This window comes from Pantoea sp. X-Soil-OKNW-713, from assembly GCF_059730685.1.
Genome location: NZ_AP035995.1, coordinates 3967176 through 3980826, shown reverse-complemented (window position 1 = coordinate 3980826; position 13651 = coordinate 3967176). Strand labels below are relative to the sequence as shown.

Genomic DNA, 13651 nt, shown 5'->3' with positions numbered 1-13651 from the left:
TTAATTGGAATGTGTCAGGCGTTTGACCGCCGTTTGTAAAGCCCACGAGTATCCATCAACGCCAAGTCCACAAATGACGCCGGCAGATACATCGGAAAGATAGGAGTGATGGCGGAACGGTTCGCGGGCATGCACGTTCGTGAGATGCACCTCGATAAAAGGAATGCTCACCGCCAGCAGGGCATCACGCAGCGCGACGCTGGTATGCGTGAACGCGGCAGGATTGATGATGATGTAATCCACATTGCCTCTGGCCTCATGGATACGATCAATCAACTGAAACTCCGCGTTCGATTGCAGATGACTCAATTTCACATGGTGCTGATCGGCCTGTTGCGTCAGATCGCTGACAATTTGCGCCAGTGTCGTGTGACCATACTTCTCAGGCTCGCGCGTACCCAGTAAATTCAGGTTGGGTCCGTTCAAAAGCAGTATGTGAAATTTGTGCGCCATCTTGCTGCTATCTCCTGCAATTATTCAGGCATCGCGTAAAATACCGCGACATTCTTGCTTTGTCACTCTTCGAAGTGAAAAAGAAGACGTGTCTTGCAATAAAGCCGGGCATTATATCCGTTTCGTCGCAATTCGCAGCAAAATACTGGTCTTATCTGCGAAGATGATCGGATGCGGCCTGAAGGCCACACCTTTTAACAGAAATTGCAGCCGGAAGACAACCTTGCAGGAATTATCTGGACAGGAGTTTTCGCAACTTATTGTAACGCCAGGCTAACAGCAGTAGCGCCAGCAGGGCATAGATCAACGGCTGTGGTGACAGGACTTTAACAGACCAAAGATAGTGAATGGGGGCGAGGATCGCCACCAGATAGATACCATTATGCAGCGTTTGCCAGCGCCGTCCCAGTTTGCGTTGGGCGCGTTGGAAGGAGGTGACGGCCAATGCGAACAGGATCACCCAGCAGATAATCCCCAAGGTCAGATAGGGACGGGAAACCAGTTCGCTGCCGAGTAATCGCAGATTATCGACGCCAAGTTCCAGCAGGTAGTAGCTCGTCAGGTGCAGACAGGCCCAGGCAAAGCACCACAAACCCAGCAGGCGGCGGGTACGAATCAGCAGCGGTTGTTTGGCATAGCGGGTTAACGGGCTGACCAGCAAGGTCGCCAGCAACAACTTAAGCGCCATTCTGCCGGTAAAATGTTGGATATCTTTGGCCGGATCGGCACTTAACCAACCCTGATTAGCGGCGAAAAACAACCAGACGAACGGTAAAAAAGCCGCCAGGTGCAGCACCACTTTAAGCCAGGTGATATGACGTAATGTCAGACGCACTCAATAGTTCTCCCGTAAATCCAACCCGTGATACAACGAAGCGACCTCTTTGGCATAACCGTTAAACAGCAGCGTTGGTTGCCGTTCTACCTTCAAAATACCTCCCGGACCGATAAAACGCTCGGTGGCTTGTGACCAGCGCGGATGGTCAACATGCGGGTTAACGTTGGCATAGAAACCATATTCATTTGCGGCGATCTGGTTCCAGGTGGTGGGCGGCTGATCGTGCGTCAGGGTAATTTTGACAATCGACTTGATGCCTTTGAAACCATACTTCCACGGTACCGTCAGGCGGATTGGGGCACCATTTTGCGGAGGTAACGCTTTGCCATACACGCCGGTGCTGAGCAGAGTGAGCGGATGCATGGCTTCATCCATACGTAGCCCCTCAACATAGGGATAATCCAGTCCACCGCCAATAAAGCGGTCTTTCTGACCGGGCATTTGATCCGGGGCATATAACGTCTGGAACGCAACAAAACGGGCGTTGCTGGTGGGTTCTGCCAGTTTCAGCAGCTTGTTCAGCTCAAATCCCACCCAGGGGATCACCATTGACCAGGCCTCTACGCAGCGCATGCGATATATCCGCTGCTCCATCGCAAAACGTTTGAAGATGTCATCCATATCCAGCGTGATCGGTTTGGCGACTTCACCTTCAATACGTAACTGCCAGGGATCGGTTTTTAATGTCCCGGCATTGGCCGCCGGATCGGCCTTATCCAGGCCAAATTCGTAGAAATTATTGTAGCCTGCGACTTTATCGAATGGCGTTAACGGCAAATCGGCCTGCCAGGCGGGCGGTTTACTAAATTGCAACGCTTTACCGGCCGGGGCTGCGGGGCGATCGTTACCTTTAAACCAACTCAGGACATCGGCCTGGGCGCCGCCCGGCAGGCTGGCAGCAACGGCACCTAATCCGAGCGCTTTCAGCACCTGACGACGCTGCATATTAAAGATGCTTTCTGGCGTGACATCAGCTTCAGAAAGGGAATGCTTTGTCTTCATGGAATTCTCCGGCTGCATAAATAAAGCAAGCATGATCAAACCCTGCGCAGCCTGCCAGTAAGTGCGGAAAAATGTGAAATTTCCTGGTTGCGCTTATCTTGAGAATAGGACGAAAAAAATCCGGTGAAAGTCAGGTGGACGATGTTTGTCGTTATACTCGCCTTTGTCTGCACCGCGATCTCGGCGGAACGCTGTTTCAGACGGTGATTTATGCTATTTTGCTCAGGTTTGCGCCAGTGAGGCTCGTGCAGACGGTTCTTTTCCATTCATAACCGCAGTGATTACAGGCACAGGGATGCGATTAACCACGAAGTTTTCTGCGTTTATTACATTATTAAGCTTACTGGCGATGTTACTGATGCTGGTCGGCTGCGCTTTTAGTTTTATCTGGCTATCACAGCAGCGCGTTGAAACCCGCGTACAAACGCTGGCTACCGAAGTCGACAAAGCCCTGCTCACCCAGTCGCCCCAGGATCTGACGCAATGGCTGACGCGTCTGATGCCGGTTATCAATGCTGAACAACTCGAATTACACAGCGGTGACCGCACGTTGTTTCGCCTGGCTCGCCATGAAAACCCGATGCTGGAGGATGAGCCAAACCGCTTTATTCAGTTTGATCTGCCGCTGGTGCACTCATCCGGACTGTCGCTGCGCGTTGTGGTACTGGACCCGGCCAAAACCTGGTTTCGTTCTTTCACGGGTGCCTACACCTTGATCGTTATTTTTAGCGTGGTGCTGATCATGGCCTCGCTGTTGGTGATGACGCATCGCTGGCTGAACCGTCACTGGCGCAATATGGAGCGGTTGGAAGCGCGCTCGGAACGTATTCTGGCGGGCGATCGTCAGTCGCGCGTTGGAGAGGAGTCGGAATGGCCGCCCAAAGCCAGCCACGCCATTGATCTGCTGCTACATGATTTACGCGAAGCAGGCGAACAGCGACTGCGTATCGACACTTTAATTCGCACCTTTGCCGCGCAGGATTCCCGTACCGGTCTGAATAATCGATTGTTCTTCGACAACCAACTGGCGACCCTGTTAGAAGATCAGGAAGATGTCGGCACGCATGGCGTGGTGATGATGGTACGTTTGCCCGATCTCGAAACGCATCATGAAACCCTCGGTCCGGCACTGGCTGAAGAGTATCTTTTTGACCTGATTAACATGTTGTCGACCTTTGTGCTGCGTTATCCGGGCGCCTTGCTGGCGCGCTATTTCCGCAGCGACTTCGCGGTGCTGCTGCCGCATCGCACCCTGAAAGAAGCAAACAGTATTGCCGATCAACTGATCAATGCGGTGGATTCATTGCCACCGATGCGCATGCTGGATCGCGATGATCTCATCCATATTGGTATCAGCGCCTGGCGCAGCGGGCAAAGCGTGCCGCAGGTGATGGAAAATGTTGAAATGGCGACCCGTCGTGCGGCGTTGCAAGGGGGGAACAGCTGGTCAATTGGCGAGGGCAACCCTCTGGAGATGGGACGTGGCAGCGTGCGCTGGCGCACCTTGCTGGAGAACACCCAGAGCCGTGGTGGACCACGTCTGTATCAGAAGCCCGCCGTGTTGTTGGACGGTAAAGTCCATCACCGCGAGATGCTGGCTCGCGTCTTTGATGGTGATAAAGAAGTGGTGTCGGCGGAGTTCATGCCGTTGGTACAGCAACTGGGCATGGCTGAAAGCTGGGACCGTCAGATGGTGACCCGTATCGCCGCGTTATCAGAGGTGTGGCCCGATGAAACGCTGGCGTTGCCGGTGAATATTGATTCACTGGTGCAGCGTTCTTTTCAGCGCTGGTTGCAAAAACTTTTACTCCAGTGCAGTAAATCGCAAAGAAAACGCTTTTTATTTGAACTTGCCGAGGCGGATGTTTGTCAACACATCAACCGTTTAGTGCCGGTTTTCAAAATGCTCAGTGCGTTTGGTTGTCGCATCGCCGTCAACCAGGCGGGGTTAACGGTAGTAAGCAGCGCCTACATCAAGCAATTTCCCGTTGAGTTAATCAAACTGGACCCCGGTCTGGTGCGCAATATTGAACGACGTACGGAAAATCAGCTTTTTGTGCAAAGCCTGTTGGAGGTGTGTAAGTCCACGCCGACTCAGGTATTTGCGGCTGGCGTACGTACGCGTGCGGAGTGGCAAACGCTGGCGGGGCTTGGCGTATCCGGCGGGCAGGGCGATTTCTTTGCGCCGTCGCTGCCGGTGAACAGTAACGTGAAAAAGCATTCGCAACGTTACCGGATATAGTCCTGCTAAGCCTGATAACGACGCTGATAGTTGTTTCCAGGTGTAAACGTGAAGTTTCTCGATCTCCAGCACGATGGGAAATGTTAGATTTTATGTCCAGAATCGCCCGTGCTGGCTGGGCGAATAGCCGTAAAAGCGGCGGCTTAGCGCCGTTTATCGTTAGCTAACCGTGGCATACAATGCTGTAAAATTTAGCTAGCACATTTTTTCACCGAAGCGGAACGTTTTTGCGCCTTGTAGCGGCTTCGCGTGGTTGGTAAAGTAGGCGGATTTTATTTTCCGCCCCCAGCTTGCAGGATTATCCCTTAGTATGTTTAAAAAATTTCGTGGCATGTTTTCCAATGACTTGTCCATTGACCTGGGTACCGCGAATACCCTGATTTACGTAAAAGGACAAGGCATCGTGCTAAACGAGCCTTCCGTGGTTGCCATTCGTCAGGATCGTGCCGGCTCCCCAAAGAGCGTAGCCGCCGTTGGTCATGACGCTAAACAGATGCTTGGTCGTACACCAGGCAATATCGCCGCTATTCGTCCGATGAAAGACGGCGTTATCGCTGACTTCTTCGTGACCGAAAAAATGCTCCAGCACTTTATCAAGCAAGTGCATAGCAACAGTTTTATGCGCCCCAGCCCACGCGTGCTGGTGTGTGTGCCGGTGGGTGCAACCCAGGTTGAACGCCGTGCCATCCGTGAATCTGCGCAGGGCGCAGGTGCTCGCGAAGTATTCCTGATTGAAGAACCGATGGCAGCTGCGATTGGTGCCGGTTTGCCGGTATCTGAAGCAACCGGTTCGATGGTGGTTGATATCGGTGGTGGTACCACTGAAGTGGCCGTCATCTCGCTGAACGGTGTGGTCTACTCCTCTTCAGTACGTATTGGTGGTGACCGCTTCGATGAAGCTATCATTAATTATGTACGCCGCAACTACGGCTCGCTGATCGGTGAAGCGACCGCTGAGCGTATCAAGCATGAGATTGGTTCTGCGTATCCGGGTGACGAAGTGCGCGAAATCGAAGTGCGCGGGCGTAACCTGGCTGAAGGTGTGCCTCGCGGCTTTACGCTGAACTCCAATGAAATCCTGGAAGCGTTGCAGGAACCACTGACCGGCATCGTGAGCGCGGTAATGGTGGCACTGGAGCAGTGCCCGCCAGAACTGGCTTCCGACATTTCCGAGCGCGGTATGGTGCTGACGGGTGGTGGCGCGTTGCTGCGTAACCTCGATCGCCTGCTGATGGAAGAAACCGGTATTCCGGTGGTCGTGGCCGAAGATCCACTGACCTGCGTAGCGCGTGGTGGTGGTAAAGCGTTGGAAATGATCGACATGCACGGCGGCGATTTGTTCAGCGAGGAGTAAATCCTCATCGGCTGTGACCCTGGTCAAATTGCGCAGGGAATTAGCGCCTGACCCCTTATTCAGGCTGTGGGAACGCACGTAATCAGCGTACCTGCAATTTGAAGAAAGGGGATATGACTATGATGCGTCCAGCCATGGAGGCGCAGGTCTTAACACCCGCGCTTCTTCCCTGATGTCGAGGAACACGCAGATTTTATGAAGCCGATTTTTAGCAGGGGGCCATCCCTGCAGTTGCGCCTTTTTCTGGCAGTCATTGTGGCGATCGCGATTATTATCGCTGATAGTCGCGTGGGCTCTTTTTCCCAGATCCGCAACTACCTGGACACCTCGGTCAGTCCCTTTTACTTCCTGGCAAACGGGCCAAGAGAGCTGCTTGACGGCGTCTCTGCCACGCTGGCATCTCGCCAGCAGTTGGAGCAGGAAAACAAAGCACTGCGCCGTGAACTCTTCCTGAAGAACAGCGACCTGCTCATGCTGGGGCAATACAAGCAGGAAAACGCGCGTCTGCGCGAGCTGCTTGGCTCACCGCTGCGTCAGGATGAACACAAAATGGTGACGCAGGTGATCTCCACTGGCACCGATCCCTACACCGATCAGGTGGTTATCGACAAGGGCAGCGTAAACGGCGTTTACGAAGGCCAGCCGGTGATCAGCGATAAAGGTGTTGTCGGACAGGTGGTGGCGGTAGGTCAGGTGACCAGCCGTGTGCTGCTGATCTGTGATGCTTCCCATGCGCTGCCTATTCAGGTGCTGCGTAATGATATCCGCGTGATTGCGGCCGGTAACGGCTGTAATGAAGACCTGCAACTCGAACATTTACCGGGCAACATCGACATTCGTGTGGGTGATGTGCTGGTGACCTCGGGCTTGGGTGGTCGCTTCCCGGAAGGTTATCCGGTGGGTGTGGTGTCATCGGTGAAAGTGGATACGCAGCGTGCGTACACCATTATCCAGGCCCATCCAACGGCGGGCTTACAGCGTCTGCGCTATCTGCTGCTGCTGTGGGGTGCCGATCGTAACGGCGATATGCCAATGGCGCCGGATGAAGTGCATCGTGTCGCTAATGAACGTTTAATGCAGATGATGCCGCAGGTGTTACCGCCCGCCGGTGAAATGGGGCCACCTGCACCAGCCAGTCAACAAATGGGACCACCCGCACCTGCCAATAGTGGCAGTAGTTCGCAGGTAACACCGGCGAACTCGCGTGGAGGCCAGCCTTGAGTAGCTATCGCAGCCAGGGCCGATGGGTTATCTGGCTGTCCTTTCTGATTGCCCTTATCCTGCAAATCATGCCCTGGCCCGAACAAATCTACATGTTCCGGCCATCATGGTTGTTGCTGATCCTGATCTATTGGGTACTGGCGCTGCCACATCGGGTGAATGTGGGCACTGGCTTCGTGCTGGGTGCCATCATGGACCTGGTGGCAGGCTCAACGCTGGGCGTACGTGCGCTGGCGTTGAGTATCATCGCCTATCTGGTAGCCTTTAAATTCCAGCTTTTCCGTAACTTAGCGTTGTGGCAGCAGGCATTAATGGTTATGGTGCTATCGCTGGCGGTGGATGTTATTGTTTTCTGGGCGGAATTTTTGGTGATCAATGTCTCCTTTCGTCCGGAAATCTTCTGGAGTAGCGTTGTCGACGGCATTCTCTGGCCCTGGCTATTCTTATTAATGAGAAAGATTCGCCGTCAGTTCGCTGTTCAGTAAGGAAAACTATGATAACCCTGTACCTGGCTTCCGGTTCACCGCGTCGACGTGAGCTGTTGACGCAGCTTGGCCTGCAATTTGAACGTCTGATCACGGATGTGGAAGAGCAGCGTCAGCCTGAAGAGGCTGCTGAAACTTATGTCTGCCGTCTGGCGCGTGATAAAGCTTCGGCTGGTGTGAAGGTTGCCCCGCAGGATCTGCCGGTATTGGGTGCTGACACCATCGTGGTTTTGAATGGCGAAGTGCTGGAAAAACCACGCGATGCCGACCATGCTCAGCACATGCTGAGTAAGCTTTCCGGGCAGACACATCAGGTTATGACCGCAGTGGCGTTGGCCGATCGTCAGCGACAGCTGGATTGCCTGGTTGTTACAGACGTGACTTTCCGCAAGATCACGGCAGAAGAAATTGCGCACTATATCGCCAGTGGCGAACCGATGGATAAAGCCGGCGCTTACGGGATACAGGGCATTGGCGGAAACTTTGTCCGCAAAATTAATGGAAGCTATCACGCAGTGGTGGGTTTACCGCTGGTTGAGACCGGAGAGTTGCTCAGCAATTTCCAGTCGCTGCGTGCGCTAAGGGGACAAGATGACGGCTGAACTGCTGGTAAATGTGACACCCTCTGAAACGCGCGTCGCCTATATTGATGGCGGCATTTTGCAGGAAATCCACATCGAGCGCGAAGCGCGCCGTGGCATTGTGGGCAACATCTATAAAGGACGCGTCAGCCGTGTGCTACCCGGCATGCAGGCGGCGTTTGTCGACATTGGCCTTGATAAGGCTGCCTTTCTGCACGCTTCCGATATCATGCCGCACACCGAATGTGTTGCCGGTGATGAGCAGAAGAATTTCAGCGTACGCGATATTGCCGAACTGGTGCGCCAGGGGCAGGACCTGATGGTGCAGGTGGTCAAAGATCCGCTTGGCACCAAAGGCGCACGCCTGACCACCGACATTACCCTGCCATCGCGTTATCTGGTATTTATGCCGGGAGCCTCACACGTTGGCGTTTCTCAGCGAATTGAAAGCGAAGCGGAGCGCGAACGCCTGAAAGCGGTGGTGGCCGCCTATTGTGATGATCTTGGTGGCTTTATCATCCGTACTGCTGCTGAAGGCATTGGCGAGGAGGAATTGGCGCAGGATGCTGCATTCCTCAAGCGTTTGTGGACCAAAGTCAGTGAACGCAAAAAGCGTAACCAGACCCGTTGCCTGCTGTATGGCGAACTGGCGCTGGCGCAGCGTGTGTTGCGAGATTTCGCCGGGGCCGCGTTGGACCGCATCCGCGTAGACTCGCGTCTGACCTGCGATCTGTTGGTGGAATTCACCGGTGAATATATCCCGGAGATGGCCAGCAAGCTGGAGCTGTATAGTGGCAAGCAACCCATCTTTGATCTCTACGATGTGGAGAATGAGATCCAGCGTTCGCTTGATCGCAAAGTTGAATTGAAGTCCGGCGGTTATCTGATCATCGATCAAACCGAAGCCATGACCACCATCGATATCAATACCGGTGCGTTTGTCGGCCATCGCAATCTGGACGAAACCATTTTCAACACCAATATCGAAGCGACACAGGCAATTGCTCGTCAGCTACGGTTGCGCAATCTTGGCGGCATTATCATCATCGATTTCATCGATATGAGTAACGATGACCATCGCCGCCGGGTGTTGCATTCGCTGGAAAGCGCGTTGAGTAAAGATCGGGTTAAAACCGGGATCAACGGTTTCTCAGCGCTTGGGCTGGTTGAGATGACACGAAAACGCACGCGCGAAAGTATCGAGCATGTGCTGTGTGCTGATTGTCCGGTGTGCAAAGGACGCGGCACGCTGAAAACGGTGGAAACTGTTTGCTACGAGATCATGCGTGAGATCGTGCGTGTCCACCATGCCTACGATTCAGACCGTTTCCTGGTGTACGTGTCACCGGCGGTGGGGGAAGCGCTGAAGAGCGATGAATCACATGCGTTAGCCGAAGTTGAGATCTTCGTCGGCAAACAGGTGAAAGTCCATGTTGAGCCGCTCTACACGCAGGAGCAGTTTGACGTGGTGATGATGTAATTTTCTTGTTAATGCTGGCCTTGCACGACGTTTTGTCATGGAATCGGGCTAAAAATACCCCCTTTTTTGGGTTAACATGCGCTTTCGTCCCGATTGTTCCGCACTGATAACGGTCAGGGCATGAGAGGTATCGATCCGTAATCCGGCGGAAGACAAGGAGAGGTGTGTGAGGCGGTTGCCGAGGATTTTGTTACTGCTGCTCGCCACAATCATCGTTATTGTGGCGCTGCTGGTCAGCGGGCTGCGCCTCGTCATGCCGCATCTCAACAGCTACCGCAGCGACATTTTGCAAGCCGTATCGCGCGTTACTGGCGTGCCGGTACAGGCCAGTGAGTTGCAGGGCCGGTGGGAAAACTTCGGCCCTACGTTACAGATCCGCGATCTGCACATTGCCCTGAAAGATCAGGGGCAAATGCATATTGGTCGGGTCAACCTGGCGCTGAATATCTGGCAGTCGTTGCTTCAGGGGCGCTGGCAGTTTCGTGATCTCACCTTCTGGCAGATGCGCCTTGAACTCAATCGCCAACTCCTGACCAGCGATGAACAGAAAAACAGCTTCAAACCCACGCAAATCAACGAACTTTTCCTGCGGCAGTTTGACCACTTCGACCTGCGTGACAGCAGTATCCGTTTTCTCACGCCCTCCGGACAACACGCCGAGCTGGCGATCCCTCGCCTGACCTGGTTGAACGAAAAAACGCGCCACCGTGCGGAAGGGGAAGTGAGCCTGTCCAGTTTTACCGGGCAGCATGGCGTGGTACAGGTACGTCTTGACCTCAGCGATAATAATGGCTTGCTGGATACCGGGCGCATCTGGATGCAGGCGGATGACGTGGATGTGCGCCCGTGGATTGGCCGCTGGCTGCGTGATAACACCAGCCTCGAAAGTGCACGTTTCAGCCTTGCCGCGTGGGTAAACCTGCGTGATGGCGATGTCTATGCTGGCGATTTGCTGTTACGTCAGGGCGGGGCGCGCTGGCGTGGCGAGCAGGGCGATCATCAGTTGCAGGTGGACGGCTTAACGGCCCATCTGTCGCGCTTCCAGAATGGCTGGATGTTGTCCGTACCACAAACCCGCCTCAGCACCGATGGCATCGCCTGGGCACCGGGACATTTCTCGCTGCTGTGGAGACCGGAAGATAAACAGTTGCTTGGGGCGAATAACGCGCCGGAAATCCGCGTGCGTGCCACCCAACTGGATCTGCAACGTCTGGCACCGCTGGTGCCGCTGTTCCAGCCCCTCTCTCCGGCGATGTTTGATAACTGGCGGGCGCTACAGCCGCAGGGTCAGATTGAAGCGCTGGCGCTGGATATTCCGTTGCAGCAGCCGGAGCAAACCCGCCTTCAGGCCAAATGGCGAGATTTAAGCTGGCAGCACTGGGAGCTGTTACCGGGCATCAGCAATCTGAGCGGCAGCGCCAGCGGTAGCCTGAGTAATGGCATGCTGGATGTCGCGATGGGGCAGGCAGAAGTGCCCTACGGTGACATGTTCCAGGCTCCGCTACAAATTCAGCAGGTTACCGGCAAGCTTAACTGGCGACATGATGACAATGGCCTGACACTGGATGGCCATCAACTGGACGTGAAAGCGCGTTCGCTATGGGCGCGCGGGGATTTTCTTTACCAGCAAAATCTCGGCAAAGCCCCGCGTCTCGATATCCTGGCGGGTATTCGTGTTACCGATGCCGGTGATGCCTGGCGTTATTTCCCGGAACCGCTGATGGGCCACGGCCTGACCCACTATCTCAGCGATGCCATTAAAGGCGGTCAGGTGGATAACGCCACCTTGCTGTTTGCCGGCGATCCGACACTCTTCCCGTTTAAGCATAACGACGGCATGTTTGAGGTGTGGGTGCCGTTACGTCAGGCTACCTATCAATTCCAGCCCGGCTGGCCGGCAATCAATAATCTCGACATTAACCTCGACTTCGTCAATGACGGCCTGTGGATGAAGGCCGAACAGGCGAAACTGGGAGAGGTGGACGCCCGCAATATCAGCGCGATCATCCCGGATTACCTGAAAGAGAAGCTGATTATTGACGGCGATCTGAGTGGTGAGGGCAAGCAGATTGCCGATTATTTCGAGCAAACGCCGCTCAAACCCACGCTGGGGGCCGCCCTGCAACAATTGCAGATTAAAGGCAACACCCGCGGCCATCTCAATCTCGACATCCCGCTGGATGGCGAGCTGGTTCATGCCAGCGGTAATGTGGTGATGAACAATAACAGCTTGCACATCAAACCGTTGAATACCACGCTGAACAACCTGACCGGGCGCTTCCGTTATAACAATGGCAACCTGGAAAGCGAGGAGATGCAGGCGAACTGGTTCGGGCAGCCGGTGGGCGTCAGCTTCAGTACCCAGGAGAACCCGGACAACTTTGGCGTCAACGTTAAGCTGCTGGGCGACTGGCAGCTGGCGAAGCTGAAGATGCTGCCCGCGACAGTCACCAGCCAATTAAGCGGCAACCTGGCGTGGCAGGGGAATGTCGATATCACTCTGCCGCATAAAGGTGGGGCCAGCTACAAGGTTGATCTGAGTGGTGATGGCAAAGATGTAAGCAGTCACTTACCTGCTCCGCTGGATAAGAAAGCGGGAGCGGCGATGCCGGTGACAATCTCCGCCAATGGTAATCTCAACGGATTCGAACTGAGTGGTAGCGTGCTGGGAAATCATCGCTTTAACAGCCGCTGGCTGCTGGAACCTCAATTGCGGGTCGATCGTGGTATCTGGCTCAACGATACAAAAACCACACCGAAGCTGCCGGAAAATCGCGGCATGGTGCTGAATTTGCCGGAAATTAACGGTGAAGCCTGGATGGGATTGCTGGCAGGCGCGGGTGGCTCGCGCAATGCGCAGGGGGAAACCAGTGTCGGTGGTGCGTTGCTGCCGGGTGATGTCACGTTGCATACACCGGCGCTGACCCTGGCGGGCCAGCAGTGGCATGATGTCAATGCGACGGTGACTCAGGGGCCGACCGGTAACACCCAGGTGCAGTTGGATAGCCGCGAAGCACGCGGTAGTCTGGTGACTGCGCAAAATGCTCCGTGGCAGCTGGCGCTGAGTTACCTCTATTACAATCCGGAATGGGCAGGAAAAGAAGGTGAAACATCATCACCTTTCAGTGACAACACCACAATTAACTTCTCTGGCTGGCCAGCCCTGCAATTGCGCTGCCAGGAGTGCTGGCTGCGCGGGCAGAAATTTGGCCATATGCAGGCGCTGCTGCAACCGCGTGGCGATACGTTAGCACTTACTAACGGTTCGGTTGACACCGGTAGCTCGAAGCTGAGTATCAATGGTGAGTGGGTGAATAAACCGGGTGAGCAGCGTACTTCTCTGAAAGGGACGCTGAGTGGCAAAAACATTAACGATGCCACCAACTGGTTTGGCGTGAACACCCCGCTGCGTGATGCGCCTTTTAAAGTCGACTACGATTTGCACTGGCGTTCTGCGCCGTGGCAACCTTCAGAACCGACGCTGAGTGGCACGCTGAAATCCCATTTTGGTAAAGGTCAAATCGCCGATGTGAATACCGGCCGTGCCGGACAGTTGCTGCGTTTGATGAGTTTTGATGCGTTACTGCGTAAGTTGCGTTTTGATTTCAGCGACACCTTCAGTCAGGGCTTCTTTTTTGACTCGATCAACGGCACCGCATGGATTGAAAATGGCGTGATGCATACCGATAACTTGCTGGTGGATGGTCTTGAAGCGGATATCGCCATGCAGGGTAAAGTGGACCTGGTGAAACGCGAGATTGATATGGAAGCGGTGGTGGCACCCGAGATCTCTGCCTCCGTGGGCGTCGCAACCGCGTTTGTGATCAACCCGGTGGTCGGCGCGGCGGTATTTGCCGCCAGTAAAGTGCTGGGACCACTGTGGAGTAAAATTTCGCTATTGCGTTACCACATCAGCGGCCCTCTGGATAAGCCGGAAATCAATGAAGTGCTACGCAAACCGCGCGAAAACGACAAGAAGTGAATTTGACGCCGTC

11 protein-coding genes are annotated in these 13651 nt (G+C 54.5%); 7 read left to right on the top strand and 4 right to left on the bottom strand.

What is annotated here, in order from left to right; translation table 11 throughout:
* The 4 genes from aroQ to AC6I8R_RS18480 all read right to left on the bottom strand — a co-directional run bounded on the left by aroQ (position 1) and on the right by AC6I8R_RS18480 (position 2559).
* On the bottom strand, positions 1-453 hold the full coding sequence (aroQ, locus tag AC6I8R_RS18495; protein ID WP_021183601.1) for a type II 3-dehydroquinate dehydratase: 453 nt from the start codon (positions 451-453) through the stop codon (positions 1-3).
* A gap of 232 nt (positions 454-685) precedes the next feature.
* Positions 686-1288 carry a protein-methionine-sulfoxide reductase heme-binding subunit MsrQ gene (msrQ, locus tag AC6I8R_RS18490; RefSeq protein WP_021183600.1) on the bottom strand — a complete coding sequence of 201 codons (603 nt, stop codon included), beginning with the start codon at positions 1286-1288 and terminating at the stop codon, positions 686-688.
* Positions 1289-2293, bottom strand: a complete 1005-nt coding sequence (msrP, locus tag AC6I8R_RS18485) for a protein-methionine-sulfoxide reductase catalytic subunit MsrP (protein ID WP_415174784.1) — start codon at positions 2291-2293, stop codon at positions 1289-1291.
* A 35-nt stretch (positions 2294-2328) separates the two neighbouring features.
* The gene (locus tag AC6I8R_RS18480) at positions 2329-2559 is read right to left on the bottom strand and encodes a hypothetical protein (protein ID WP_497832683.1); all 231 of its coding nucleotides are present in this window, start codon (positions 2557-2559) and stop codon (positions 2329-2331) included.
* A gap of 29 nt (positions 2560-2588) precedes the next feature.
* Here AC6I8R_RS18480 and csrD point away from each other — a divergent pair, with 29 nt between their 5' ends.
* From csrD to yhdP, 7 genes are all read left to right on the top strand, one after another.
* Complete coding sequence (gene csrD, locus AC6I8R_RS18475) at positions 2589-4535, top strand: RNase E specificity factor CsrD (RefSeq protein ID WP_415174783.1); 1947 nt, start codon at positions 2589-2591, stop codon at positions 4533-4535.
* A 310-nt stretch (positions 4536-4845) separates the two neighbouring features.
* Positions 4846-5889 (top strand): rod shape-determining protein MreB, encoded by a 1044-nt coding sequence (gene mreB / locus AC6I8R_RS18470; protein ID WP_003855260.1) that lies wholly within the window; start codon positions 4846-4848, stop codon positions 5887-5889.
* 195 nt (positions 5890-6084) lie between these two features.
* Entirely contained in the window at positions 6085-7110 is a 1026-nt protein-coding gene (gene mreC / locus AC6I8R_RS18465) for a rod shape-determining protein MreC (RefSeq protein ID WP_021183597.1), read from the top strand.
* Positions 7107-7595, top strand: a complete 489-nt coding sequence (gene mreD, locus AC6I8R_RS18460; RefSeq protein ID WP_013510723.1) for a rod shape-determining protein MreD — start codon at positions 7107-7109, stop codon at positions 7593-7595. Before mreC ends, mreD begins: the two co-directional genes overlap by 4 nt.
* Positions 7596-7603: 8 nt before the next feature.
* Positions 7604-8197 carry a Maf family protein gene (locus tag AC6I8R_RS18455; protein ID WP_497832682.1) on the top strand — a complete coding sequence of 198 codons (594 nt, stop codon included), beginning with the start codon at positions 7604-7606 and terminating at the stop codon, positions 8195-8197.
* Positions 8187-9656: a ribonuclease G gene (gene rng, locus AC6I8R_RS18450; RefSeq protein ID WP_021183595.1), complete on the top strand. Its 1470-nt coding sequence runs from the start codon at positions 8187-8189 to the stop codon at positions 9654-9656. Before AC6I8R_RS18455 ends, rng begins: the two co-directional genes overlap by 11 nt.
* 166 nt (positions 9657-9822) lie before the next feature.
* Positions 9823-13638 (top strand): AsmA2 domain-containing protein YhdP, encoded by a 3816-nt coding sequence (yhdP, locus tag AC6I8R_RS18445; protein WP_497832681.1) that lies wholly within the window; start codon positions 9823-9825, stop codon positions 13636-13638.
* Positions 13639-13651 lie beyond the last annotated feature (13 nt).

Excerpts from the sequence above, each read along its gene's own strand:
- aroQ (WP_021183601.1), bottom strand. The coding sequence starts at position 453 with ATGGCGCACAAATTTCACATACTGCTTTTGAACGGACCCAACCTGAAT.
- msrP (WP_415174784.1), bottom strand. The coding sequence starts at position 2,293 with ATGAAGACAAAGCATTCCCTTTCTGAAGCTGATGTCACGCCAGAAAGC.
- AC6I8R_RS18480 (WP_497832683.1), bottom strand. The coding sequence starts at position 2,559 with ATGGAAAAGAACCGTCTGCACGAGCCTCACTGGCGCAAACCTGAGCAA.
- csrD (WP_415174783.1), top strand. The coding sequence starts at position 2,589 with ATGCGATTAACCACGAAGTTTTCTGCGTTTATTACATTATTAAGCTTA.
- mreB (WP_003855260.1), top strand. The coding sequence starts at position 4,846 with ATGTTTAAAAAATTTCGTGGCATGTTTTCCAATGACTTGTCCATTGAC.
- mreC (WP_021183597.1), top strand. The coding sequence starts at position 6,085 with ATGAAGCCGATTTTTAGCAGGGGGCCATCCCTGCAGTTGCGCCTTTTT.
- AC6I8R_RS18455 (WP_497832682.1), top strand. The coding sequence starts at position 7,604 with ATGATAACCCTGTACCTGGCTTCCGGTTCACCGCGTCGACGTGAGCTG.
- rng (WP_021183595.1), top strand. The coding sequence starts at position 8,187 with ATGACGGCTGAACTGCTGGTAAATGTGACACCCTCTGAAACGCGCGTC.